17 protein-coding genes are annotated in these 25,529 nt (G+C 61.0%); 2 read left to right on the plus strand and 15 right to left on the minus strand.

Going from position 1 to position 25,529, the window contains the following annotated elements:
* Positions 1 to 415 precede the first annotated feature (415 nt).
* The 8 genes from BGC09_RS11510 to BGC09_RS22880 all read right to left on the minus strand — a co-directional run bounded on the left by BGC09_RS11510 (position 416) and on the right by BGC09_RS22880 (position 12,176).
* Positions 416 to 1,816, minus strand: a complete 1,401-nt coding sequence (locus BGC09_RS11510) for a GH1 family beta-glucosidase (RefSeq protein ID WP_052888974.1) — start codon at positions 1,814 to 1,816, stop codon at positions 416 to 418.
* 172 nt (positions 1,817 to 1,988) lie between these two features.
* Complete coding sequence (locus tag BGC09_RS11520; protein WP_141727752.1) at positions 1,989 to 3,077, minus strand: ABC transporter permease; 1,089 nt, start codon at positions 3,075 to 3,077, stop codon at positions 1,989 to 1,991.
* Between the two features lie 143 nt (positions 3,078 to 3,220).
* Positions 3,221 to 4,192 (minus strand): ABC transporter permease, encoded by a 972-nt coding sequence (locus tag BGC09_RS11525; RefSeq protein ID WP_069804145.1) that lies wholly within the window; start codon positions 4,190 to 4,192, stop codon positions 3,221 to 3,223.
* Between the two features lie 487 nt (positions 4,193 to 4,679).
* On the minus strand, positions 4,680 to 6,389 hold the full coding sequence (locus BGC09_RS11530) for an ABC transporter substrate-binding protein (protein WP_084658490.1): 1,710 nt from the start codon (positions 6,387 to 6,389) through the stop codon (positions 4,680 to 4,682).
* Between the two features lie 320 nt (positions 6,390 to 6,709).
* Entirely contained in the window at positions 6,710 to 8,323 is a 1,614-nt protein-coding gene (locus BGC09_RS11535) for a glycoside hydrolase family 16 protein (protein WP_069804146.1), read from the minus strand.
* Between the two features lie 30 nt (positions 8,324 to 8,353).
* Positions 8,354 to 8,539, minus strand: coding sequence for a hypothetical protein (locus tag BGC09_RS11540; RefSeq protein WP_069804147.1), 186 nt, complete (start codon positions 8,537 to 8,539; stop codon positions 8,354 to 8,356).
* A 401-nt stretch (positions 8,540 to 8,940) separates the two neighbouring features.
* Positions 8,941 to 10,125 carry a LacI family DNA-binding transcriptional regulator gene (locus BGC09_RS11545; RefSeq protein WP_052888968.1) on the minus strand — a complete coding sequence of 395 codons (1,185 nt, stop codon included), beginning with the start codon at positions 10,123 to 10,125 and terminating at the stop codon, positions 8,941 to 8,943.
* Between the two features lie 314 nt (positions 10,126 to 10,439).
* Entirely contained in the window at positions 10,440 to 12,176 is a 1,737-nt protein-coding gene (locus BGC09_RS22880) for a cellulose binding domain-containing protein (RefSeq protein WP_069804148.1), read from the minus strand.
* Between the two features lie 335 nt (positions 12,177 to 12,511).
* Here BGC09_RS22880 and BGC09_RS11555 point away from each other — a divergent pair, with 335 nt between their 5' ends.
* Positions 12,512 to 14,845 (plus strand): xanthine dehydrogenase family protein molybdopterin-binding subunit, encoded by a 2,334-nt coding sequence (locus BGC09_RS11555; RefSeq protein WP_069804149.1) that lies wholly within the window; start codon positions 12,512 to 12,514, stop codon positions 14,843 to 14,845.
* Positions 14,846 to 14,976: 131 nt separating this feature from the next.
* Here the strand turns inward: BGC09_RS11555 and BGC09_RS22885 are convergent, their stop codons facing one another.
* From BGC09_RS22885 to BGC09_RS11590, 7 genes are all read right to left on the minus strand, one after another.
* Complete coding sequence (locus BGC09_RS22885) at positions 14,977 to 15,948, minus strand: DUF929 family protein (protein WP_069804150.1); 972 nt, start codon at positions 15,946 to 15,948, stop codon at positions 14,977 to 14,979.
* Between the two features lie 526 nt (positions 15,949 to 16,474).
* Positions 16,475 to 17,536, minus strand: coding sequence for a tagatose 1,6-diphosphate aldolase (locus tag BGC09_RS11565; RefSeq protein ID WP_218104026.1), 1,062 nt, complete (start codon positions 17,534 to 17,536; stop codon positions 16,475 to 16,477).
* A gap of 71 nt (positions 17,537 to 17,607) precedes the next feature.
* A complete protein-coding gene (gene iolG / locus BGC09_RS11570) occupies positions 17,608 to 18,627 on the minus strand; it encodes an inositol 2-dehydrogenase (RefSeq protein ID WP_069804151.1) in 1,020 nt (339 codons plus the stop codon).
* A gap of 120 nt (positions 18,628 to 18,747) precedes the next feature.
* Positions 18,748 to 19,698 carry a TIM barrel protein gene (locus BGC09_RS11575; RefSeq protein ID WP_218104027.1) on the minus strand — a complete coding sequence of 317 codons (951 nt, stop codon included), beginning with the start codon at positions 19,696 to 19,698 and terminating at the stop codon, positions 18,748 to 18,750.
* Positions 19,699 to 19,924: 226 nt separating this feature from the next.
* A complete protein-coding gene (iolD, locus tag BGC09_RS11580) occupies positions 19,925 to 21,811 on the minus strand; it encodes a 3D-(3,5/4)-trihydroxycyclohexane-1,2-dione acylhydrolase (decyclizing) (RefSeq protein WP_069804153.1) in 1,887 nt (628 codons plus the stop codon).
* A 107-nt stretch (positions 21,812 to 21,918) separates the two neighbouring features.
* Positions 21,919 to 22,968: a 5-dehydro-2-deoxygluconokinase gene (iolC, locus tag BGC09_RS11585; protein WP_069804154.1), complete on the minus strand. Its 1,050-nt coding sequence runs from the start codon at positions 22,966 to 22,968 to the stop codon at positions 21,919 to 21,921.
* A 339-nt stretch (positions 22,969 to 23,307) separates the two neighbouring features.
* Positions 23,308 to 24,399: a LacI family DNA-binding transcriptional regulator gene (locus tag BGC09_RS11590; RefSeq protein ID WP_069804155.1), complete on the minus strand. Its 1,092-nt coding sequence runs from the start codon at positions 24,397 to 24,399 to the stop codon at positions 23,308 to 23,310.
* A gap of 202 nt (positions 24,400 to 24,601) precedes the next feature.
* On the opposite strand from BGC09_RS11590, the gene BGC09_RS11595 reads away from it, so the two are divergent.
* Positions 24,602 to 25,462 (plus strand): SPL family radical SAM protein, encoded by an 861-nt coding sequence (locus BGC09_RS11595; RefSeq protein WP_069804156.1) that lies wholly within the window; start codon positions 24,602 to 24,604, stop codon positions 25,460 to 25,462.
* Positions 25,463 to 25,529: the final 67 nt, after the last annotated feature.

The raw sequence follows: 25,529 nt of genomic DNA on the forward strand, positions 1-25,529 counted from the left end.
CGTACCCCGCGGGGCGGCAGACCTGGCAATCAACTGCTTTATATCAAAGTATATTACCACTATTTTCACTAGAAATAAAACGCGCCCAAGCCACAGATTTAGCAGATCGCACCACGGCGACCAATCCCTCAAGAAGAGGCGCCTTCGGCCAGGCCACCACCGAGGGGAGAGAGAGCAGGTCAGCCGGGCAGGAGAGACCAGCCGGCACCAGAGTCAGAAGAAGGGGGTATCAGAGGGAGGCTCAGCCCTGGCCCTCGTCGTGAGAGTCAGGGCTGAGCCTTTGGGGAGGGAAAGCAAGCACAGGGACAGAATGAACAATCTGGCCTGTCCCCGCGGTTTCAGGCGCCGCCTGCGCCGTCGACAGGGCAGGAAGGAGCGGCAGCGGGTTGTCAAGCTCCGTCGGACCCACCCAGGCTTAGCAGCAGCGGGCGCGTGTGCGGAAAGCCTGCAGCAGGGCCGCATACCAGTGGCCACTCTCCTTGATCACCCGTCGCTGCGAGGCATAATCAACATAGACGATGCCAAAGCGCTTACGGTAGCCCTCGGCCCACTCGAAATTATCGAGCAGGGACCAGACAAAATAGCCACAGAGCGGCGCCCCCTGCTCCAGCGCCTCAGCACAGGCACTGATATACGACGCCAGATAGGCCACGCGGCGCGGATCGTGGACCGTCTCGCCTCCATCCCACTCATCGGGGAACGCCGCCCCATTCTCCGTCACATAGAGCCGCTGCACCGGATACTCGCGACTCACATCGAGGAGCAGATCGCGGAGGCCCTGGGGAAAGATCTCCCAGGCCATATCGGTATAACAGGCATTAGGGACTGGCGAGACCGTTCGGCACTGATCGGCCAGTGGCGGCTCCGGTGACCCGCGCACCACCATCCGCGAATAGTTATTGACCCCCAGGAAATCCAGAGGGGCCGCCACCAGTTCCAGATCGCCCTCCTCGATCGGCGGCGGATTGAGGCCCAAAGCGGCAAAGAGGCCCTCGGGATAGCACCCGTGATAGAGCGGGTCAAGGAACCAGCGATTTGAGAACGCATGGGCCAGAGCCATATCGCGCAGCGTTTCCGGGCGCTCATCGGCCCCATAGACCTTCACCAGCACCTGGGCCGTTCCGATCTGGGCCTGCGCTGGCAAGACTGCCCGCAGGCGAGGGACAGCCAGCCCATGAGCCAGCAAGAGATGATGGGCCGCATCGACCGCCGCCTGCCGATCGCACAGGCCCGGGGCGTGCACGCCGATACCGTAGCCCAGATAGGCGCTACACCACGGCTCATTGAGCGTCATCCAATGCAAGACGCGATCGCCGAGCCGACGGGCCACCACCTCCGCATAGTCGGCAAAAGCATAGGCTGTCGAGCGCGCACGCCAGCCGCCCTCACGCTCCAGGGCTGACGGCAGATCCCAATGATACAGCGTCACAAACGGCTGAATGCCCGCATCCAGCAGCGCATCCACCAGGCGATCATAGAAATCCAGACCTGCCGGATTGACCGGGCCACGCCCCTCGGGCAGCACTCGCGGCCAGGCGATAGAAAAACGGTAGGCATTCAAGCCCAGGCGCGCCATCAGAGCCACATCCTCGCGATAGCGACGGTAATGATCTGCAGCCGGCGCCCCGCTCTGGCCATCGGCGACCCGGCCCGGCGTCGCCGAAAAATCATCCCAGATCGAAGGGCCGCGGCCATCCTCAGCGACCGCCCCCTCCACCTGATACGAAGAAGTCGCGGCTCCCCAGAAGAAGCCAGTGGGAAAGCGTGCAGCCAGGTCCTCAACCGCCTGGAACGAGACAGTGGGGATACTCGTCATGCGTTCTCCTGTTCTCTATCCTCTCGGGAATGATGGTCTCTCACTCAAGCAAGAGAGAGCAAGCGGCCAGTCGGCGGAGCCGGGAGAGAGGCCCTGGCCTCTGCCTCTGCCAGGCGGCGAGAGCGAGCCCGCAACGACACAGGCCAGGGCCCAGGCAGTGCGCCCGCCACCGCTAGCCGAGACTACGTGAGGCACCGACAGGAGCCGTCTCGGAGCCAGGGCCTCCCCCGAGGGAGCGGGCCAGCATCTGGCGCAGCAGGCGCTTGCTCGGTCGGGCCTCGCTGCGCAGGCGAGGATTGGCCACCTCATCGATGCCGAAATTGATCAAAGCCAGCCCGGCCCCCAGCAGGGCAATACAGAGGCCCGGGGCAGCGAACCACCACCAGGCCCCCAGCAGCAAAGCATCGTTATTCTGGGCCCAGTAGAACATCGTGCCCCAGTCGACCACCGTCACATCGCCCAGACCCAGGAACTCCAGGCCGGCGGCAGCCAGAATCACATAGATCGCCGTGCCCACAAAACCCGCGGCCACAATGGCGATCTCATTCGGGAAAATCTCAAAGAAGATGATGCGCCAGGTTGACTCACCGCCAGAGCGGGCCGCCTCCACAAAATCGCGCCGGCGCAGCGACAGCGTCTGCGCGCGCAGCACCCGCGCCTGATAGGCCCAGCTTGTCAGGGTGATCACCACCGCCACCGTCAACGGCCCCTTAAAGGGCACGTAAGCGGCCAGCAGCACCGCCAGCGGGAAGCTCGGCAGCACCAGGAAGACATTGATCAGCAGCGAAAGCACCTCATCGACGATCCCCCCCAGGTAGCCGGCGCACAGGCCCACCAGGACCGAAATAGCCGTCACCACCAGGCCCGTGGCCATGCCCCAAAGGATCGAGACCCGCGTGCCCACCACCAACTGACTAAAGATATCCTGACCAGTCTGCGTCGTCCCCAGCCAGTGACTGGACGATGGCGGCACCAGCACATCGTTCGACAAAGCGCTCGGGTCCCTATGGATAAAAAACGGCCCAAAGATCGCCACCAGGAAGAAGAACCCCACAATGCATATCCCCACCATCGCCTTGCGATTGAGCGTAAAGATGCGCCATAGACTCATCCAGGGCCGCTCAGACACCGGAGTCGGAGCCAGTGCCGGGCCAGGCAGAGCAGCCGGTCCCAACCCCGCCGTCGTACCCGCCCCTGCCCCCTGCTGAGGCTGGCTCAGGGGCGCGACCACTGGCTCTGGCGATTGCGGTAGCATAGCCATGATCGATCTCTCCTTCTCTCTCTCCGTCTGCGACTCTCGCAGCACTGCTGCGCTCGCTGCGGACCACGTGGTTGCAGCCAACCGACCGCACCGTCGCCGTCCCCTTGCTGCGCTCACCACTCATCCGCCCCGAACCAGCCAGGCTAGCGCACGCGCGGATCAAGCACCAGATAGGCCAGGTCGGCCAGGAAATTGGCGCCCAGGACCGCCAGGGCAATCAGCAGGAAAATGCCCTGCAACAAGGGATAATCGGAATTCTGCGCAGCCTGCAACAAGGCGAAGCCCACGCCGGGATACGAAAAGACCACTTCTGTCAAGAGCGAGCCAGCCACCACAAAGCCCAGCGAAAGGGCGAAGCCGGTCACATTCGGCAGAATCGCATTGCGGGCCGCATAGGAGAACATCACCCGCCCCTCCTTGAGGCCCTTGGCCTCGGCCAGCAAGACATAGTCCTCGGTCAGGGTCGTAATCATGGCGTTGCGCATCCCGAGCATCCAGCCGGAGATCGAGGCCAGGACGATGGTAAAACCGGGCAGCAGAGCATGATTGAGCGCGCTCAGCAAGAAATCCGGTGTCAGCGCCACCGTCAAGGACGTATCGTAGCCGCCGTTCACCGGGAACCACCTCAAAGTATAGGCCAAGAGATAGAGCGCAATCAGCGCCAGCCAGAAGTAGGGAATGGCCGAGAAGAACGTCAAGAAAGGCGGCAGGACATTATCAAGGAACGAACCTCGTCGCCAGGCGATAAAGACGCCGAGCAGCGACCCCAAGACAAAGCTGATCAGCACAGACGTCCCGACCAGGGCCAGGGTCCAGGGCAGCTCTTGAGCCAGGACCGTAGCCACGGGCGTCGGGAAGTAGGTAAAAGAAGTACCGAGATCGCCGTGGAGCAGATTCCCCAGGTACTGAATATACTGCACCCAGAGCGGATCGTGCGAAATGCCAAACTGCAGTTCCAGAGCATGGATGGCCTGGGGCGTCATGCGCCCCTGGAAACGGGCCATCAGCGCCCCTGCTGGATCGCCCGGGATCAAGCGCGGGATAATAAAATTCAAGGTAATCGAGGCCCACAAGGCCACCAGGTAGAAGCCAAGGCGGCGCAGTACATGCCTCATTCTGGGTCCCCTTTCCTCCCAGCCGAGAGAGGCGGCGCAGCGCACAGCGAGCGACGGTGACCTGAGTGCTCACCAGCTGCTCTGCTGGGCGTGTCGGTGCGCACTGCCAATGCCTGCCGGGTGTTGGCCAAAGTCGCTCCTTTATTATCAGGAAAGCAAACCCGTTTGCCTGTCCGTTGCCATTTCGTTACCATCTCAATTCATGGCCAGTGCCAGTGGCCAGTGCCAGTGGCCAGTGCCAGTGGCCAGTGCCAGCGAACGAGCGAAAGCGAAAAGGAGCGCTATCGGAATAGGTGCCGAGCCGAAGGCTGATGGTCGGTGCCGTGCCTGGCTGCCGCCTGCTGACGAAGCCAGAGCGGCGAGCGGCGGATTGGTCCAGGCGCTCCTCGGGAATGGGAAGCGGAGCGCCGGGCGGAGCGGGCCGTTGCGGAGGGAGGTGAGAGAGCCGCACCCGATCGGCCCGCTCACCTCACCTACGCACGGGGTTTCAGGCAACGGGCTTCAAATTCAAGGCCACCACTTCGGCATCGGGGAAGTCGAAGGGAGCCGGGGAAGCATAGGCATTATTCGCATCCGGCCAGCCGGTGAAATTGCGGCTGCTGTACTCGTACCAGGTTGCCCCATAGACCAGCGGAATGCTCGGCAGCTGCTCCACCATGATCTGCTGCAGACCATAGAGCGCCTGCTGCTGCAGCGTCTGATCAGTGGTTGTCGCGTACTGAGCCAGCAGCTTATCGGTCGTCGAGTCGATCCAGCGCTCCCAGTTGGAAGCCGCCGGCTTCCCGAGGGGAGCACTGTTCGTGCTATTGAGCAGCGAATTATACAAGTAGAAGGGCGTCGGTCCTGGATTCGTCCAGGAGATCGCCATATCGTAGCTGCCCATCTGCAGAGCGCTGAAGTAGGCGTTGAAGGAAATCGAATTCACCTTCGCATCGATGCCGATGGTCTTCAGATTGTTCGCGATGATCTGGACCGCCGTCACCCAGTCAGTCCAGCCGGTCACCACATTGATCTGGAACGACAACTTCTTGCCGCTGCTATCGGCATAGATGCCATCCGACCCCTTATGGAAGCCAACGCTCTCCAGGAGCCGCTGTGACTGATTGGGGTCCTTGGCGAAGGAGACATTGGCGTACTTCGGATTCAGGTAGCTCTGGTTCTCGGGGAGCACCAGGCCAGTCGGGCTGGCCACCGGCTCGTAGCCGCTCTCGGCCACCTTGTAGATCTGCTCGCGATCGATGGCCGCGCTGATGGCCTGACGGACCGCCAGCTGATTGAACGGAGCCTTGGCCGTATTCAAATACAGCATCACAATATTGCGGTTGGGGAACCAGTAATGATTATGCGCAGGGTCCTTCGCCACATAGGTCTGCTGGATATTGGGCGTATAGAGGCCCGTCCAATCGACATCACCGCGGCTGAGCAGCAGCTCGGCGCTGGTATTCGAATCGAAGGCGGGATAGCGGATCTCATCGACAGCCGGCTTACCGGGCTGCCAGTAGTTGGGGTTCTTCTTGAGCGTAATCAGCTGCGGCGAGAAGGACTTCAACATGAAGGGGCCGGTACCGACGGGATTAGCGTCGACGAACTTGGTTGGGTCGCCGGCGCTGGCATACTCATGCTTCGAGACGATCCAGGTCTGACCAGCCAGATACCAGAGGAGCGGCGTATAGGGGGCCTTCAAAGTAACGGTCACCGTCTGGTCATCGGGAGCCTGGACGCTCTGGAGATACTGCCAGAGGCCATTGCCGTCGGCTGTCGGATACTGCTTGAGCATCTGCAGCGTAAAGACCACATCCGCCGACGTGAAAGGCTGGCCATCCGACCACTTTACACCAGGGCGCAGGTGGAAGGTCAGGGTCTTGGCATCGTTGGAGAAATCGTAGCTCTGCGCCAGCCAGGGCGTGATCTGGCTATTCATGCGATTAAAGAAGAGCAGCGTCTCGTAGATCATGCCCTGCGAACCGTAGTTCGCGTTGGCCGAGTAGGGGCTAAAGCCGTTGGTGAAGTCACCTTTCGGGCTGGGCACGACCGTCAGCACGTGCGTCTTACTGGATGAGCTGCTAGTGCTTCCCTGCCCACAGGCAGCCAAGAGGAGCAACATGCTCAGCGCCAGCAGCGAGAGCACAGCGCGCCCCAGGCCAGCCACAGAGCCAGGTCGTGGAGAAGAACGAGTGAGGCCGGTCTTATCGCACATAAGCGCACCTCCTTGGAAAGCGAATCGGACGTCGATTGAGCGAACAAAGCATCGTCTCATCACGGTCAGCATTGGACCAGCCAGCCCTCCTGATCGGACTTCCAGGCCGAGTTCCTCCTGAGCTCAGCGGACCGCATCCGGCATCAGCCCCGAAATCAGCCGGATCTGACACCACCGCCATCCCCACTCGGCGCTGCCCCTCTGTCTGGCCGTCTGGCTCTCTGCAGCGGCAGCCCTGATGATAGCAGCGCCGAGCAAGGGAGAGGTGAGGAATCAACTCACCGCAAGCAAAGACGAAGGTCACGAAAGCGGGACAGCTTTCACGGATGAGTCCAGGTATAGGTGGACGTATCGTACTGCAACCCGTTCCTCTGGTAGGTAAACGAGTACGTGATCGTCTGCCCCGAACTCATCCCACCAGCCGTGTACTGCCACTGGCCGGCGCTGCTGTTGTAGCTCATCTGCACGTTCTGCTGGGCCTGGCCGGGGACCGTATAGTGCACGATCACATAGCCCGCCGTCCAGCCGCTCGGTTGAAACCAGAACTGCGCCTGAGTAGCACTCACGCTGTTCACTCCCTGGCTGAAGCCGCTGCCGCCCGAGGGCGTCGGTGTCGGCGTAGGGGTGGCAGCCGAAGAGCCTACCGTATAGGTATAGGTGGATGTATCGTACTGCAGCCCGCTCTTCTGGTACGTGAAGGAATAAGTGATAGTCTGTCCCGAGCTGACCCCACTGACTGTATACTGCCACTGGCCGGCGCTGCTGTTATAGCTCATCTGCACGTTCTGCTGAGCCTGACCGGGAATCGTGTAGTGCAGGATCACATAGCCCGCCGTCCAGCCACTCGGCTGAAACCAGAACTGCACCTGATTGCTACTGATGGCTTTGACTCCCTGTGTGAAGCCGCTGCCGCTGCCGCCGCTGGCCGTTGGTGTTGGGCTAGGGGTAGGAGTCGCAGTCGGCGTCACTGCCGAGCCATTGGCAGTATAGACGCGCACATAATCGACCAGCATAGGCACGCCGGGCTGAGTAGAAGAGGTCGGGCCGCCGCCGAAGGCAGCGGGGAAGCCACCGCCGATGGCCAGATCGAAGATGATGTAGAAAGCATGATCCACAGCATTGGCCCAGGTCGTGGCATCCACCTGATTGGCACTGACCGTAAAGTAGTTATTGCCATCCAGGTACCAGCGGATCTGCTCAGGCGAGACGCTGCGATCGATGATGACCGTATAGGTATGGAAGCCTGTCTGGCAGCCGGAGCAGGGCTTCTGACCGCTGCCGATACCATTTGGCTCATTGCAGGGGCCGCCGGGATAGGTGCCACAGTGCATCGTCCCGAAGACCGAGCTGAGGCCGTTGATATCCTCCATAATGTCGACCTCGCCATCGTTGGGCCAGTTATGGTCGGAGCGGTAAGGTGTACCGAGCATCCAGAAAGCCGGCCAGTAGCCCAGGGCAGCATTGCCGGAGACATTGGGCTGCTGCAGGGAGGCCGTCACCTCCAGCTCGCCGCCGGGAGGAGCAGCAAAGCTATCGTTAACCGTCTCAATGCGGCCCGAGGTCCAGTTGCCATTGGCATCGCGCAGGGGCGTGATGGCCAGGTGGCCATTGCCATCCAGGGAGACATTGGCCGTGCTATTAGTCGTCGTCTCGATCTCCCCAGTGCCATAGCCGGTGCCGATATCGTAGATCCACTGCGACGTATTCAGCGGAGAGCCTGCCGAGCCGCTAAACTCATCGCCCCAGACCTGAGTCCAGGTAGCAGCATGGGCCTGGGGGACTGTGCGGGCCACGAGGAACAGCCCGGTCGAAAGGCAGACCACCAGGGCACAGACGGCGAAGAGGAGCCACCTGAAGGGCAACCGACGGAAAGCGGAGCCGGAACGAGCAGGCTCATCAACATCCCTGTGAACTCTACGCTGAGATATCCGCATCCAATACTCCTTTCTTCTGCGGAAAAGTCATCAGCTGCACTGCAGCTGAGCTGGCAGCACGCCGTCGGCCAGAGAGAAGAGCCAGCGTCGCCGCGCCTGGCGCTCTGGCGGGCAAGCAGCGAGCGGACGCAGCCAACAGCAGTGCTGCAGTGCCGGCAGCAGCAACTGCGCCGGCAAGAGTGGCCAGCAGCCACAGCGCACTGGCCAGCCATCCACCTCCTTCCACCCCATCCTTCCAGGCGGTACACTGGATGGCCAGACCAGCAGCGTGGTTGAGCCAGATAGCTGGTCTCCCTGTTTGTCCGTCTGTCTGTCTGCCAGCCAGCCAGTCTGTCTGGCTGCCGTCTGGCGGTCAGCAGAGGGCAGGACCCGGCGAGCCGAGCCGGGGCAGGCAAGACAGAGTCCCAGGCCCTGTATGCCTGAGCCGCTGCCAGGCGGCCCGGCTCACCAGCCAGCTTAGAAAGCAGGACAACAGTACGACAAGACATACTGTTCTCCGGCAGAGAGACGCATCCATGCGACTCAGACAAGACATCCTCTGGCAGAGCAAGCAAGCGTTATCTGGATGAAGGGCTCGCCTCGTGCGGTCCAACGCAACGCGGAAGGGCGAGCCGGTGTCAGGCAGGTACACTTGACGCTCGTACCACCAGGCTGGTATCGAGTTGTATATGAATGGCCCCGTCCAGGCGATAGGGAGCAGAGGCTTCGAGTACAGCTCCCGCGCGCGCACCCAGCTGATGGTCGGAGCCAGCGGCGGCAGTGGCCAGAGGCCCACCTGCCGGGGTCATCCCTGCCCCAGCCTGGCTATGCTTCCCGTCCTGGCTGGCCCGCGTGCGCGGGAGCACATGATCGGGATCGACCATCATCAAGAGCAGCTCGATGGCCTTCGCCCCCATCTGAGAGAACGGCTGGCGCACCGTTGTCAGCGGCGGGCGGACATGGGACGAGACCAGGTTATCATCGAAGCCGACCAGAGCGACATCCTGGGGGATCTGGATGCCCTGCTCCTCGGCTACTTCTAGAAAGCCGTAGGCCATCTGATCATTGGCCACAAAGATCGCCTCGGGCCAGCGCGTTCGCTCGCGGGCGAACAACTCGCGGGCACAGCGGCGGCCACTGGCGGGATCAAACTCGCCCTGCAGCAGCAGCTCGGGGTCAGGCGCGAGCCCGGCCTCATGCAGCGCCTGACAATAGCCCTCATAGCGCTCCTGGGCGCAGTAGTAGCGCTTCGGCCCCATCACATGGGCAATGCGCCGATAGCCCAGGTCGAGCAGGTGGCGAGTTGCCTGATAGCCCCCAGTGCGATTATCCACCCCCACCCACGGGCAAGGGAAATGCTCTGGCGGCTCCTGGTCATTGATCATGACCATCGGCAGCCCGCGCTCAAAATGCCTGAGCAAATGGGGGGTCAGATCGCAGGGCAGGATGGCCAGCAGGCCCGAGACCATACGCAGAGAGAGAATGCGATCGACGACGTCCGTGTGGGTAGGATTCTCAAAATTGATGCTGTAGAGGACCATCTCATAGGAGGTACGCTCGATATACTCCGCCACCCCACGCAGTATCTCCGGAATCGCTGGCCAGGTCAGCGGCGGGGTCAATACCCCAACCAGGCGCGTCTTGCCGCCGGCCAATCCTCGGGCCGTCACATTCGGCACAAAGTTGTATTCGCGCACCACCCGCATCACGCGCTCGCGCAGCTCCTGGCTGATGGCAGGATAATTATTCAGGACGCGCGAGACGCTCGACTTCGAGACCCCGGCCAGGCGGGCGATATCCTGGATGGTGAGCTTCTCATCCATTGTCCGTCTCTCCAACGTCTAAGGCTTTGGTTGTGCACCTGGTTCCTGCGCGGGTGGTGCCAGCTTCTGGAACCGGTTTCTGGCGAAACTATAACATTGAAACCGGTTTCCGTCAAGACTTCCGGGACTTTTTTTTCGCAACATTTTCGAGATTCGAAAGAGGAGGGAAAGAGGAGGATGAGGCCAGGGAAGCAGGCTCACTCTGAGCGGAGGCCGAAAGGGCCTGCTCCCTACATCCGCAGGCAGGTTGAGGGAGGGAGATGGGCCAGACTCCTGCCTGGTGACCGGTGGTGGCAGGGCTGGCCCAGAGGGTATTACTGGGTGCTGCAGGTTACTCCGTTCAGTGTGAAGCTCGTCGGGGGTGAGTTTGTGCCGTTCCAGGTACCGTTAAAGCCGGGGGCACTCCCCAGCGTCGCTCCCGCCGGGATGGTGGCGTTATAGGACAAATTGGTAATGGTGACGGTGCTGCCTTGCTGACTGAAGCTGCCATTCCAGCCCTGGGTGACCGTCTGCCCGTTCGGGAAGGTGAACTTGAGCGTCCAGCCATTGATGGCCGTACTGCCCGTATTAGTGATGGAGATGCTGGCCCCAAAGCCACCAGGCCACTGGGCGGTAATGGCGTAGTGCACCCGGCAGCTCAGCCCGCTGGAAGGTGTCGGTGTTAGGGTCGGCGTCGGCGTGACAGCCGGAGTTGGTGACGGGGTCGGCGTCGGTGTCACTGTCGGCCTGGGAGTCGGCGTCGGGCTGGCCGCAGCGGTTGCTGTAGCGGTCGGCGTGACACCCGGCGTCGGCGTCGTGCCCGTGCCTGGGCTACCACCGGACTTCTGTTGCTGGTGCTGCGAGTGCTGCAGGAAGATGGCCAGCTCGGGGGCTCCGTGCGTTACACCGTAGATGCTGTCAGGATTACGCGCAACGTACATCCAGAAGTTGTCTCCGTCGGCATCGTCCTGCTCCAGTGTGTTGTAAAACATGGTCCACCAGCCTGTCCGGTTGCCAACATCCGAGCGGCTGTTGAACTCTCCAAGGATAAACGGCTTGCCGACGACGTTGTGGGAATCGCTGACCCACTTGTTGATGACCTGCTGGGCCTGGCTCATGCTCAGGTTCGCCCAGCTCTCGGTCGGGTAGAAGTGGGCGGAAGTGAAATCAATATATGGAGATTGATGGATGTAGACAAAAGGATTGCCGGAGTTGCCGCCGTAGCCGTAAGCTGTTCCCTGGCCTTCGAGGCCCGTCCCCAGCATATGGTTCGGGTCGATGCTCTTGATGAAAGCGCCCATCGTGTCGACCCAGGCCCGCAGGGTGGTGCCGGTTGTGCTCTCATCAGGGGTGGCGTTCTCGTAGCGTGGCTCGTTCATCAGCTCCCAGGCGAAGATGGTCGGCTCATCTTTGTAGGCAATGCCTGAGTAGTGATTGACGTGGTTGAGGGCGTATGAAACGTAGTTCTTGTACTGGGTGAAGCAGCCTGGACACTGCTGCTGATTGAAGAAGCGCCAGCGGTTGGACTGGCCAGTGGGCAGTCCTTCCCATTGCAGGCGGGTATCGATCCCACCGTACGCCTCCCAGTAATTTTCAAAGACCGGGATGAGGCGGATGTTGTGCGCCTTGGCCGATTGAATGATGTAATCAAATTCATCGAACTCAGCGACGTTGTAGACGCCCTTCGAAGGCTCGAAGCCGTGCCAGGTCTCGTGGTCAAACATCCAGGTACGCACAACCGTAATGCCATCGCTCTGGGCGTTGCTAAAGTAGGCATCGATGGCAGCCTTGTCCATGTATTTGTTCTCGATATCATCCTGGGTGCTGCTGCTGCTGCCATCGCCAAAGGTAAAGATATCGTAGCTATTGGCTCCGGCGTAGTAGAACAGCTGGCCGTTGAGGCAGAAGTGAATGCCACAGCGGGTGACAAAGCCGGAGGCTGCTTGCGCGGCATGGCGCGGGCTACCGATGAGCAGAAGACTGCTGATGGCGGCGATCAGAGTGATGGTCGCGCAACCAAGCAGCGAGGAGAGGTAGCGGTAGGCTGGCATCTTGCTGCTGTTGCTGAACATACTGCGTCCTTTCTGGGCGGGGAGGTCCCCCTTGGCATTCCTTGCTAAGGGAGAGCATAGGGCTGCTTGCGCCGTAAGGCCAGAGCAGGTAGCGGACATCTGGCAGTCACTGTTTTGACAGCCAGGGCGGGACGACCGGCCATGCTGGCCATCCTGCCCGGCCTCGCTGCCCTGGCAGCGTTGGAGGTGGGGACTTGACGGGAGCAGTGCCGCTGGCATTCAATGAAAAGCGGTGCCGCTCTGCCTGGTCTATCGACGGGCGAGCTGGCGCCCGGCTGTAGTGAGAGAAGCCTGGTTCTCCTCTTTCTGCAGGAGGCGAAAGGAGGTCTGTATCGATGTTGCATGAAGCACAGAGGCAGGCGTCATCTGTCTTGATTGGCACGGCGCTCCCTCGCCAGGACGGCGAGGCTAAAGTCAGCGGGCGTGCTCGCTATGCGGGCGATCGTTGGCCGGAGGGGCTGTTGCATGCTCGTCTGGTTACCAGTCCCTACGCCCATGCCTTCATCCGGCGTATCGACTCCGCGGCGGCTCTGGCTTTGCCGGGGGTGGTTGCCGTCTTCACTGCGGCCAATCTGGGCCTGCGGCCCGCGGACGGCGGAGTTCGCTCACTGGAGCCGCTGGCCAGTACCGAGGTCTGCTGGTGCGGCCACCCTGTGGCGCTGGTCGTTGCGGAGACGGAGGCACTGGCTGAGGATGGAGCTGCTGCCGTCGAGGTCGATTATGAGCCGTTGCCGGCTGTGCTTGATCCCGAGGCCGCCTGTCAGCCGGACGCTCCGCGAACCTGTTTGCAGCGCGATTTTCGTGAGACGCTGCGGCAGAGCCACGCGCTCTTTCTGCCGCCTGGTACTTCCCTGGAGGAGGAAGGTCTTTCGCCCAATGCCGCCGCACTTCCGCCGCTGCTCATGGGGGACATCGAGGAGGGATGGCGAGAGGCGGAGGTCATTGTGGAGGAGCACTACAAGACTGCGCCCGTGCATCAATCCTATGTGGAACCGCAGACAGCCCTGGTCGTCCCTGATCCACGCACCCGGCAGCTGACGATCTATTCCAGCACGCAGGGGCTGCTCAATGCTCGTCGGGCAGTGGCTCTGGCGTTGGGCCTGTCAGAGCGGCAGATCCATGTGGAGCCGGTGCCAGTCGGTGGCGGTTTTGGAGGGAAGGAAGTGCTGCTAGAGCCACTGGTGGCGGCGGCGGCGCAGCAGCTGGGTCGACCGGTGCGCCTGGTCTACACGCGCCAGGAGGAGCTGCTGGCCGGCAATCCGGCGCCGCAGACCGCGATTACGGTGAGGCTGGGAGCGCGCCGGGACGGCACGCTGACGGCCATCCAGGTGCGGATGATCCTTGATTCGGGGGCCTATCCCTATCCTCTGGCTGGACTGAGCAGCTTCCATTTCAGCAATCTCTATCGCTGTCCTCACCTTGCTATCCATTGCTATTTGGTACAGACCAATAAGCCGGGCAGCGCCGCGTACCGGGCGCCGACCGGTCCACAGGCCTATTTTGCCCTGGAGTCGACGGTCGATGAGCTATGTCGCCGTCTTGGGCTTGATCCCTTAGAATTCCGTCTGCGCCATGCCCTGCGTGAGGGCGACCCGCGCGCGCCTGGGGGTCGCTGGCCCCGCATCGGTCTGGTGGAGTGCCTGGAAGCGATCGGGAGCCATCCGCTCTGGAGCGAGCGCGAGCGCGCTCGAAGCGAGCTTCCAACGGAGTTAAGCGGCTGGCGTGTCGGGATCGGCCTGGCAGCGAGTGGCTGGCCGGGAGCGACGGAGCCGGCGGCGGCTCTCTGTCGTCTGGAGGGAGACGGCAGTGTGACGGTGATCGTTGGCAGCGTGGATATCTCAGGTTCCGACAGCTCCCTGGCCCTGATTGCGGCGGAGATCCTGGGTCTGCCGGCGCGCTCGATCACGGTGGCTCATGAGGGCACTGACACGATGCCCTACAGTGGCTTGACGGCTGGCAGTAAGACCACCTACGCCCTTGGCTCTGCTGTCCTGGCGGCGGCTCAGGACGCCCGCGAACAGATTTTGACCATTGCTTCGGAGCTGTTGGAGGCGGCGCGCGAGGATCTTGATCTGCGCGATGGGCGGGTCACTGTGCGTGGTGTTCCCGATAAGTATGTGACGCTTCAGCAGGTGGCGGCCAGTTCGACCAATTTCGGCGCTCGTTATGCCCCCGTCTTTGGCCGTGGTCGCTCAGCAAACGCTACCTCTGGTCCGATGTTTGCTGTGCACCTGGCGAAGGTGGCCGTTGATCCTGAAACAGGAGAGGTACGGGTACTGGACTATGTTGCAGCTCAGGATGTGGGGCGGGCTTTGAACCGTGGAGAGGTGGAGGGCCAAATCTACGGAGGCGTGGCGCAGGGTATTGGTTGGGCCTTATTGGAGCGGCTGGCCTATGGCGAGGAGGGCCAATTGCTCACGGGGACCCTGATGGACTACGCCCTGCCTCATAGCCAGGATGTCCCTCCGATTACGCCGCTGATCATCGAGGTGCCGTGCGAGCTTGGTCCCTTCGGGGCCCGGGGAGCGGGCGAGCCCCCGGTCGTCCCGGTGGCCGCTGCCATTGGCAACGCGCTGCGCGACGCCCTTGGACTACGCTTGACGGAGCTGCCGATGACCTCGGAGCGCATCGTACGAGCCTGGCAAGAGGCCCGTCAGCGCGCCTCGTAAGCTGGCTGCTTGCCAGACAGTGAGAGCAGCAGCAGGATGAAAAGACGGCCAGCCGTGGAGGAGGGTGCTCTTCCCTCGCGGCCCACGGCTGGTTTTGCCTTCGCTTCGAATGCCTCTTTGCTTGCTCCTTTTTACCCTTCGCCCCAACCTCGGCGGTCTCTCTCCTCTCGCCGGGGCCAGCGGACGACGGGTAGCAGCGCGCTCAGCCCCAGGGCCGTTGTCGGCAGGTCTGACGGCAGACTGGCAGATGGTGAGGGGGTAGGAGCATAGGGTGAGCGTGGCAGTTGCTTTTCAATAAATTGGATATAGGAAGCTTTGCAGACACTTGCCGGCTGGTCCCCTGTGGCCACACAGATCGCAGCGGTCAAGTAGTTGGCGACGCCCAGGATACTCTTAGCCACGGGAGTACCGGGATCAGTGAGCTGTAGGGCAATGTCGCGCTGGGACAGCCCTGCGAGGATGCCCGGATCAAAGCTCTGGCCGCGTACCAGGTAAAGGTTGGCAATGTCCAGGAATGGGATGCTGCCGTCAGGATTGAGCGAGCCAATGATCTGCTGCTGCGCTGCTGTCGGCCCTTCGAGAGGGTGGCCTTCGCGGTCCTCTAGCTCAACTGGGGCAAAATCAAGGTAGTTGCTCTGGTAGGAGCTGCCATGAAAGGTAAACGTTGCGGTATTTGGGTAAGCATCTGTATCAGAGGAGATTGTCTCTGGCAGCCGGCTGAAGGTGCCAAAGCGACTGAGAGCCACAACGACTGGCCAGCGCTCCGCGGCACAGTACGGGCAGAACTCGGCGCCCCAATAGAAGAACTCCGGCTTGCCGCCAGGTCCGCGCAGCATTGGGCGATCAGCGATGACGCGCAGAGGACTCGACAGGTCACCGGTGCCTACTTTAGAGAATTGGCTATCGTTGATGAGAGCCAGATTGTTCATGACCTGTGGGTCTGTCGCAGAGCGGCTAGTGTTCGTGAGCGTGGTTGTGTTCTGATGGCCGAGGAAGAAGAAGAGGCCGACGATGGCGCCGATCAAGATCAAAGTGACGCCTACCAGCCACCAACGGTAGGCGCGCCAGACTGAGACGCCCCGTCGTCGGCCTGCCCGCTGCATCTGTCTGGGGGGCATCCCTTTGGGCCTGGCTTCCATTTGCACGTGTTTGCTGACGGAACTGGTGGAGGCTTGAGACGTGCGCCCCAGCGAGCGCGTTGGCGAGGTGGGAGGATTTGCTCGCTTTCTGGATGTGGATGAAGACATAGTTCTCTCTTCCCTGAATGCAGATGGTAGACTGTCCTTCCTTGAACAACGCTCGCTTTTGCCTGAGCAGGTGGCGCCAGCGAGATGATAGGCGATATCCACATTATAGCATGTAGACTCAGCGTGGTGATGCTTCTGGCAGCCAGCTGCCTCTGCCTGCACTGGCGACGGCAACTTCTTTCCCCGCCCCGGCCTGGCTGCCCGGCTTCGTTCCTGCCTGATTGCAGGCGGGTTTTCACCTGTGGGCCAGGTCTTCGCTTCGGGCCTTCGCTGCAGCCGGGGCCGGGGACACGCCAGAACAAGGCAGGGCAGACATAGCCGCCTATGGCAGCCGCGATCTTTCGCTGCTTTCCGCTCCGCAGTGCTGGTTTGCTTAAGCTGATCACTCTGTGGGATTGGACCAGCCGGAGGGCAGCAGCTTCCACCAGGGAGTGGCACAGCGGTGCAAGACACGAGCGATTGTCTGCAGGGTGGCCACCCCCTCCTCTTCCAGCCAGTGCTCCAGGGCGGCACTTCCCTCCCTGGCATAGAGAGAGATTCCTTCCTGCCAGAGGGCGCGGCCACAGACCATGCCGCAGAAGGGAACGCCGGCCTCGGCGGCCAGCTCCAGGAGCTCACAGACAGTAGCGGCGCTGTAGCCTGCGCTCGCATAGACAAGGGGCAGCGAAGTTGCCATTCCCACGGCCCGTAGCTGATCAATGGCCTCCTCACGCGAGTAGACCGGCGTGGGTGCCTCGCAGCTCTGCAGCCCGGCGGTGTAGGTCGGTACGATGGGCCAGTCTACTTTCAGAACATCGACGCCGTAGCGCGGCAGTCCAAACTCGGCCACGGTGAGAACGACGTAGATCGGCTTGACCCGGGCAAAGTTCAGCTCAGCGTTCTCCTCAGCTATCTCTTTGCCAGGATAGACGAGCGGCTCCAGGAAGAAAGGCACTTCCAGGGCCTGGCACTCGGCCCCTATGCGCTCGACATAGGCTTGCTTGACACGGTTGATCTCTGGGCTATCGAAGGGATTGTAGTACAGCAAGACTTTGATAGCCTGGGCTCCGGCCCCCACCAGGCGTTGTACGCTATACTCGGGGATCACCTCGGGAGCTTTATCGCGACCATTGGCACTATAGCCAGAGCGCTCGTAAGCGAGTATCAGGCCTGTTCGGGGATGGCATGCCCCCAGGGCCTCCAGACCATACTCGGGATCAAGCAGGACCGCGCTCACATAGGGGGAGAGAATGCGTGTGACCAGCAGCTTAAAGGTGTACAGGTCAGAGGCACTGGCCTCCCCGTATGAGCCACGGGCCTTCGCTAAAGCCCGAGCCAGGTTCGCGCGGTGGTCAATGGCCAGGGCTGTAATGATGCCGTGCCCATCGGCACAGGACTGCAATCCCTTCAGCTTATTCTGCAGTTTTTTACTTCCTATACAGCTCAGATATTCTCCTCTATACACAGTATCCTCTCCTCTGTTTACTGCAATCCGCTCCACCTTAGTCTTACTTCATGTTGCCAAACCTCTGCTTCTCAGGTTATCTCACGCAGGAAGACAGGGCGATGCTCCTCCAAAGAGCGTTGAGCTGCCAGGGCAATCGCCACCGGGACGCGGCCATCGTAGCCGCTGACAGGCACGGGGCGGTCATCCAGCACAGCATCGACAAAGGCTTGCAGCTCGGCGGCAAAGCTTTCGGCATAGCGTTCCATGAAGAAATGCGCAGGAAGATCGCGTCGCACGCCATGACGGTCGCTGATTACTGCCGTATTGGGATAGACATTGTCGATGGCGATGCTACCTTCACTGCCGAACAGCTCAATGCGTTGATCATAGCCATAGCGAGCGCGGCGGCTATTGCTGATCGTGGCGATGGCCCCATTGGCGAAACGCAGCATGACGGCAGCGTGGGCCACGTCCCCCGCCAGGGTGATTTCTGGTTCACCCTGGCTATGGGCCAGAGCAAAGACCTCTTCGACTTCACTGCCCAGCAGGAAGCGGGCCATATCGAAATCATGGATTGTCATATCGAGGAACAATCCGCCTGAGATTCGGAGATAAGCAGCCGATGGAGGAGCGGGATCACGGCTTGTAATGTGGAGCATCAACGGAGCGCCAATCTCCCCTTGCTCAACAGCCCATCTGACACGGCGGAAGTTCGCGTCAAAGCGGCGATTAAAGCCCGTCTGTAGTTTGACTCCCGCTTGCTCGACGGCAGCCAGTGCGCGATCGATCGTCTCCAGGTCCAATGCTAGCGGCTTCTCGCAGAAGATATGCTTCCCGGAGCGAGCGGCTTCCTGGATCAGCTGGGCGTGGGTAGCTGTTGGTGAGCAGATCAGGACGGCCTTGATCTGTGGATCTGCCAGAATCTCTTGATAGTTTGAGCAGAAGCGAGGTATGCCGCACTCGCGAGCGCAGGACTCAGCGGCCTCAGCGCAGGCATCGGCCACGGCCAGCAGCCGAACATGTGAAAGACGTCTCATCAAATGATGAGCATGGAGGCGTCCGATCCGTCCCGCGCCAATTAAACCAACGGTCAGCAGTTTCACAGTCATCCCGTCATCCTTTCCTGTGGTTTACCTGCTCTCGTTGCTGGTTCTGGTAGCAAGCTGGCAGGTTGCCAGTATCTTGCGCTCCTGCTGTCTGTCCCTCTTCTCGGCAGAGAGTCAGCGGGTCTAGAGGCCAAGCCCATGCAAGTACTGGCGATTGCGCAGGGCACTGAGATAGGGGCTGCCCATACCGGGCAGCACATCCTGCTCGACGACGATCCAGCCCTGATAGCTGCGCTGCCGGAGCCAGTCCACCACTGCAGGGAATGGAACCGTCCCCTGCCCTAGCTCGCAGAAAACACCGTGGCGTAGCGCTGTAAAGTAGTCCCAGCCCTGGGTACGGGCTTCTTGGGCTACTCTTGGTGAGCAGTCTTTAAAATGGACATGCCAGATCCGTGAATCAAAGCGACGCAGAGCTTCCTCGACCAGCTCTGGCTCACTGCTGCCGCTGCCGTAGAGGTAGTGGCCGGTATCGAAAGTCAGGCCAATGAGGCTCGGATCTGTCAGCTCCAGAAAGCGAGCAATCTCCTCGGGTGTTTCCACGTAACCAGCACAATGATGATGGAAGGCTGTGCGTAGTCCCGTGGACTCGTAGATGACGCGAGCAACGATCTCGCTGTTGCGTGCGAAGATGCGCCACTCATGAGGGGTCAGTCCCTGAGCAGGGGAGATGCGTCCAGCGCAGGATGTCCGGAGAGGATCACGGCCATTCTCGTCGGCCAGGAGCAACAGCGGTTGCCAGGCGGCCCCCGTGGCCTGAGAGACCGCTGCGAGCAAGCTGGCGATGCGCAGGGCCTGCTCCAGACCTGTCCGCAGCGTGCTCGGCTCCCTGAGCATCACGGGAACAAAGCCAGCCACGAGTGTCAACCCGCGTCTATACAGCTCTGCAGCCAGGTGATCCGTTGCCGTAGGCAGATAGCCCCAGTCCCCTAATTCTGTCCCTTCATAGCCAGCGGCTTGCAGCTCGTCCAACATCTGCCCCCAGGGGATGGCCGGCTTCTGTGGCTGGGTCTCATCGAACTCCAGCGTTCCCCAGGAGCAGGGCGCGTTTGCTATGTGAATCTTCTCCATTGCCATTTCTTCCCACCTTGCAGCGCAGCAAAAGCGTGACCGGCGATGGTCATCTGCTTTACACCCCGCGCTTCCAGACCACATTGCTCTCGTTCTCCTGCTGCCACGCGCTGGTGGCATCTTCTTCATCGTCTCATCATCGGCTACCAGTTGTCTTCTGTCCATCGCCTTTACCGCTCCCGCCACGGCGAGAGCGCGGCCAACCAGCCGCTCTGTCCCCTGCACCCTTTGACTATAGGAAGTATCGTTCTTGAGTGCGCATCGCTTCCCATTCATGGCGAGCGGCCTGGACCTGGGGGCTAGAGCTTACCTCTGCCACGGTTACATCCCACCAGCTTTCATAAGAGGGCACACTCTCATAGCGGTCGCATGGCACATAAATCACCGTTGTGCGATCCATTGCATGAGCGGTTTCCAGGGCGGCCACCACGTCGGCGGTCTCGCGGCAACGGATCACATAAGCGCCCAGACTGCGAGCGTTCTCTGCCAGATCAACGGGTAGCGGCACCACCTCGGAGCCGGCCTCATCGCCTGGCAAGCGACCATTGCGGGGGTAGACATAGCGTGTCCCGAAGCCACTCTGACCGAGCGAGCGGCTCAGTGAGCCGATACTCTTGAAGCCCTGGTTATCGAAGAGCACGATAACCAGCTTATAGCCCTCCTGAATGGAGGTCACAATTTCTCCATTCATCATCAGATAGGAGCCATCACCGACCAGGACGTAGACCTCCCGTTCGGGAGCAGCCATTTTCGCCCCCAGGCCCCCGGCGATCTCGTAGCCCATGCAGCTATAGCCGTACTCCAGATGAAACTGCTTCGGATGACGTGTACGCCAGAGCTTATGCAAATCGCCCGGCAAGCTCCCGGCGGCACAGACTACGATCCCATCGGGGGAACCATATTCATTAACAGCCCCAATCAGCTCGCCCTGTGAGGGAAGTGGCCCATGACGCAGGCCGTAGATATGTGAGACCTCAGCCTCCCATTCGCAGTGCAGGGCCTCGGCACATTGTCGGTACTCAGGCGACACCTGATAGCCTGCCAGCAGCGGCAACAGCTCATCGAGCGTCGCGCGGGCATCGCCTATCAGCGAGAGAGCCGAGTGCTTTGCCGCATCGAACTCCGACACATTGATATTGACGAACCGCACCGCTGGATGACGGAAGGCGGTCTTCGAGGCTGTCGTAAAGTCGCTATAGCGTGTTCCAATGCCGATAATCAGATCGGCCTCGCGCGCCAGGCGATTCGCCGCGAACGTACCAGTGGCGCCGATCGCTCCGAGATTGAGGGGGTGATCAAAGCGCAGACTGCCCTTCCCGGCCATCGTCTCGGCTACTGGAATCCCCGTCTCGGTCACCAGGCGTTCCAGCAGAGTCCAGGCTTCAGCATAGATCACGCCGCCACCCGCGATAATCAGTGGGCGCTGGCTGGCTCGTATCCAGGCGGCGGCCTCTTCTAGCAGTCGCCGGTCTGGTCGCGGACGGGGAATATGCCAGATCCGTTTACGGAAAAAAGCCTCTGGGTACGTATAGGCCTCTGTCTGCACATCCTGGGGCAAAGCCAGGGTCACCGCTCCCGTCTCCGCTGGACTCGTCAGCACACGCATTGCTTCAGGCAGGGCGGTCAGCAGCTGTTCCGGGCGCGTGATACGATCCCAGTAGCGGCTCACTGGCTTAAAGCAATCATTGACCGAGATATCCTGAGTATGCTCTGACTCCAACTGCTGCAACACTGGAGCCACATTGCGCCGAGCAAAGAAATCTCCGGGCAGCAAGAGCACAGGGAGTCGGTTAATGGTAGCTGTGGCGGCGCCGGTGACCATATTTGTAGCCCCCGGTCCAATCGAGGAGGTACAGGCAAAGGTCTGCAGGCGATTCTTGACTTTTGCATAGGCGATGGCCGTATGGACCATTGCTTGCTCGTTGCGAGCCTGGTAATAACGGAAATCGGGCAGCTCCTGGAGGGCCTGGCCAATGCCCGCTACATTGCCATGACCGAAGATTCCAAAGCAGCCAGCGAAAAAAGGCAGCTCTACGCCGTCGCGTTCTATATATTGATTGCGTAGGAAAGCAATCAGCGCTTGTGCCATTGTCATGCGTCGGCCAATGTGCTCACTCATCGTTCTCCCTCCTCCGGGTAGTCGGCTCGCTCACAGTCAACGCGCTCGCTGGAGGGCAAGCAGAGCAACATGGGTAGTCGGCCCCCCGCGTCTCGCAGCAGCCCCTCCTAGAGGCCACCGTGTTCCTCGACGAAGGCCCGCACTTCCGCGTAGGTCGGCATAAAATCGGCGCAGCCATGCCGCGTCACCAGGATGGCCCCGCAGGCGTTTCCCAGACGGGCAGCTCGATACCAATCCCAGCCCTGCAGCAAGCCGTAGAGCAGGCCGGCAGCGAAGGCGTCCCCAGCGCCCAGAATATTTTGAACGGCTACAGGAAACCCTGGTGCCTCCAGGCAGGACGGCGAACTGTGCCGGTTCTCAGATGACGCCAGGTGAACCCGCGAGCCGCGAGCGCCTCGCTTCTCCACCAGCGCTCGCGGTCCGCGACGCAGCATCTCCTGGATAGCCTTCTCGACATCGCCGCTCACCCGGGCATCGGAGATCTGCGAGTGTGCCACCTGCACCTGTCCAGGATCGCGCAGCAGGGCCGCTTTGATCTCATCCTCAGTACCGATCACCAGATCGACCAGCGGCAGCGTCGAGCGGATCGCGACCCCGAAAGCGCGCTGGTCATGCCACTGGTCAGGGCGATAATCGATATCCAGGACTACCATCACACCCTGCTCGTGTGCCAGCTCGGCAGCAAAGAGTGTGGCGCTGCGACTCGGCTCCTTGCTCAGTCCGGTACCAGTGATGAGCAAGACGCGGCACTCACTGAGCGGCGTCGCCAGCACATCGTCGATCGTCAGCTCAATGTCAGCGCAGTGATCGCGATAGTAGGTAAGCGGGAAGCGGTCTGGCGGCTGGATTCCCAGCACCACAGCGCTACTCCGATACCCTGGCTTGCGCACTATGTAGCGTGTCTCTACGCCCTCACAAGCCAGAAAACGGAGGATAAAATTGCCCACCTGATCATCGCCAACGGCAGTCAACAGCGCCGAGCGTAATCCCAGTCGCCGGGCCCCCACACAGATGTTCGTAGGGCAACCACCAACATAGGCCGCAAAACTTTTAATTTCCTCAAATGGCGCCCCGATGTCGTTGGAGTACAGGTCGAGAGAGGAGCGCCCTATAGCAACAAGATCATAAGCACGCTGCCGCTGCTGCTCTGGCTCCATCGACAAGCCTCCCTCGTAATCTGATCACCTCTGGCCGAATGGACACGCTCACACTTACCGCTCTGGTTTATCCAAATCAGGAGAGCCTGACTCAACCCTGCAGCGCACCCTTGGGGCCTGACTATCAGCCCCATCCACTGCGTCAGCCCGCCTGGCCCTCTCCTGCCGCCATCGTGCGTCTCAGCACGCTTGCTTGATCTGTCCTGCGGACAAGCGCTTGTACGACCGAGCCAGGCGAGCAAGGGTAATAGCTCTTGCGCTCTTACCTGCCCACAGTGCTCTGGCCGGATGTGAGCCGGCCCAACGGTCGCCTGGCCTTCCTCTGCTCTCTCCTTCTGTTCACCTTCCCGTCGCAGGGCGAGAGGTCGGTGGCGGAGCGGTGCTTTCACGCACCACCAGCATCGGGGAAAGGACATGATTGCAGCCCTCTTGATCATGGAGCAGATCAAGCAGTACCTGCATCGCCAGACGCCCAAGCTCGATACGAGGTTGACGCACCGTGGTTAAGGGGGGGCTAATATAGCTGGCCATCTCGATATCGTCGAAGCCGACGACACTCAGCTCAGCAGGGACCGCCAGGCCACGACGGTAGCAGGCCATTAGGATTCCGATGGCCATCATATCATTCTGGCAGAAGACGGCAGTCACTCCCGCATCGAGCAGGCGCTGAAGCGCGCGGCGTCCACAAAGAAGATCTTCCTGGGGGGAAGCTTCTTCTGCCGCTATGATCGTCACCCACTCCTCACGTGGCACCAGACCAGCGCTAGCCAGAGCGGCCTGATAACCTTCCAGCCGTTGGCGGCAGGAACGCGGGCGGCTATGTGTGCCTAGATAGCCAATGGCGCGATGGCCGAGAGCCAGCAGGTGCGCAACCGCCAGCTGCGCCCCTGCAAAATCATCGACCGCCACCCAGTGGAGCAGCTCATACTGCGACTCAGCCTGGCTGTTGATCAACACCGTCGGTACGCGAATCTGATCAAGTCGCTGCTTATACTCCCCTGTAATACGCGAAGAAGCCACCAGGATGCCGTCAACACGCCGGCGATGGAACGTCTCGATCACCTCAATCTCCCGCTCGGGATCGTTATGCGTGGCGCTCAAGAAGACGCTTAGGCCAGCCGAGCGTGCGACCTCTTCGACCCCGCGCACAACCTCACTCAGGAAGGGATCGGCAATTGAGGTTACCGCCAGGCCAATCGTGCTGGTGCGCCGTGTTTGCAAGCTTTGGGCGATCGCATTGGGTGTGTAGCCCATCTCCAGCGCCAATTGTTGGATACGCTTCCGCGTCTCTTCGCTGATCAAGGGGCTATCGCGCAAGGCGCGCGAGACGGTGGTATGGGAGACGCCGGCCACTCGCGCAATATCGGCAATGGAGATTTCACGCGAGCGTTTCGCTCCAGCAACTCGACTTGTGGCAGATGAGCTGCTCACTCTGCTCCTGTTCCTCCTGCTTCCCGATGCCAGCCGCTCTGGCTTTGGTTTTGCACACGTGTGCATTAGCAGTATAGTGGATGGCCTGGGTTCCTGTCAAGGGGGGGTTGCCGCTTTTTTTTGCCGGCAACAGAAGTTTTTGTCTGAGAGTGTGCTATCCTGAATGAATGGGCGAGTTTGTGCTTACAATCAGGGGGAAACTATGCATGTCTCTAGTGTGGAGGCCAGCGGCATCCTTACACCGCAGCGTGGGGGTTTTTTGGCTGCACCTCCCTATCCGTTTACGCATGCCTTGTCCGCTTATACAGGCTGCGCCTATGGCCAGACAGCGTGTGGTCAGTATTGTTATGCGCGCTTCTTGCCAAACTGGAAGACTGCTGGCCTGGGTGTTCCCTGGGGTCTGGCTGTGCAGGTGAAAATTAATGCCCCGCTGCTACTGGAGCAGACACTGGGTCGTATGTCCCCCGAGCGACGGCGCGGTCTGCGCATTTTTATGAGTACCACCACCGATCCATACCAGCCGCTTGAGCGGCGCTATCAGGTGACACGCCGCTGTCTGGAGGTCTTTGCTTCTTACCCTGACCTTGATTTGTTGGTGGTGCAGACGCGCTCACCACTGGCCGAGCGCGACCTCGATCTACTGCACCAGATTCCTTATGCCTGGCTTTCGGTGACGATCGAGACGGATGATATGGCCTATCTGCGCCAGTTGGGCGGTGGGCCTGCGCTGGAACGCCGCTGGCAGCTGATACGCCAGGCCAGTCGCCTGGGGGTAAAGACGCAGATTACAATTAGCCCTTGTCTGCGTTTTACTGATGTCGAGACCTTTGGAGGTCGGCTCCTTGAGAGCGGTGCACGTCGTTTGCTGGTGGATACGGTTGAGGGCGACGGCGCAGGCGGTGAGCGCACGGCACGCACTCCTTTTGCACACCTGGAACCGGCTTGGCAGAACACGCAACCCGCACATGCTCTTTACGCCTACCTGCGTCTGCATGGGCCTGGTCGCGGCCTGGCTGTCGGTTGGGGCGCAAGCGGCTTCTGCGGTATCGCTCCCCGCTCCTAGCCTCCTTCTTTTCACTGCCGTTGCATACCAGCTGGCAAGGGCCTCGGCTCTTTGAGGCGTGCCTGCG

Origin of the sequence: Thermogemmatispora onikobensis (assembly GCF_001748285.1) — a bacterium.
GTDB lineage: Bacteria > Chloroflexota > Ktedonobacteria > Ktedonobacterales > Ktedonobacteraceae > Thermogemmatispora > Thermogemmatispora onikobensis.

Excerpts from the sequence above, each read along its gene's own strand:
- BGC09_RS11510 (WP_052888974.1), bottom strand. The coding sequence starts at position 1,816 with ATGACGAGTATCCCCACTGTCTCGTTCCAGGCGGTTGAGGACCTGGCT.
- BGC09_RS11520 (WP_141727752.1), bottom strand. The coding sequence starts at position 3,077 with ATGGCTATGCTACCGCAATCGCCAGAGCCAGTGGTCGCGCCCCTGAGC.
- BGC09_RS11525 (WP_069804145.1), bottom strand. The coding sequence starts at position 4,192 with ATGAGGCATGTACTGCGCCGCCTTGGCTTCTACCTGGTGGCCTTGTGG.
- BGC09_RS11530 (WP_084658490.1), bottom strand. The coding sequence starts at position 6,389 with ATGTGCGATAAGACCGGCCTCACTCGTTCTTCTCCACGACCTGGCTCT.
- BGC09_RS11535 (WP_069804146.1), bottom strand. The coding sequence starts at position 8,323 with ATGCGGATATCTCAGCGTAGAGTTCACAGGGATGTTGATGAGCCTGCT.
- BGC09_RS11545 (WP_052888968.1), bottom strand. The coding sequence starts at position 10,125 with ATGGATGAGAAGCTCACCATCCAGGATATCGCCCGCCTGGCCGGGGTC.
- BGC09_RS22880 (WP_069804148.1), bottom strand. The coding sequence starts at position 12,176 with ATGTTCAGCAACAGCAGCAAGATGCCAGCCTACCGCTACCTCTCCTCG.
- BGC09_RS11555 (WP_069804149.1), top strand. The coding sequence starts at position 12,512 with ATGTTGCATGAAGCACAGAGGCAGGCGTCATCTGTCTTGATTGGCACG.
- BGC09_RS22885 (WP_069804150.1), bottom strand. The coding sequence starts at position 15,948 with ATGCAGCGGGCAGGCCGACGACGGGGCGTCTCAGTCTGGCGCGCCTAC.
- iolG (WP_069804151.1), bottom strand. The coding sequence starts at position 18,627 with ATGACTGTGAAACTGCTGACCGTTGGTTTAATTGGCGCGGGACGGATC.
- BGC09_RS11575 (WP_218104027.1), bottom strand. The coding sequence starts at position 19,698 with ATGGCAATGGAGAAGATTCACATAGCAAACGCGCCCTGCTCCTGGGGA.
- iolD (WP_069804153.1), bottom strand. The coding sequence starts at position 21,811 with ATGAGTGAGCACATTGGCCGACGCATGACAATGGCACAAGCGCTGATT.
- iolC (WP_069804154.1), bottom strand. The coding sequence starts at position 22,968 with ATGGAGCCAGAGCAGCAGCGGCAGCGTGCTTATGATCTTGTTGCTATA.
- BGC09_RS11595 (WP_069804156.1), top strand. The coding sequence starts at position 24,602 with ATGCATGTCTCTAGTGTGGAGGCCAGCGGCATCCTTACACCGCAGCGT.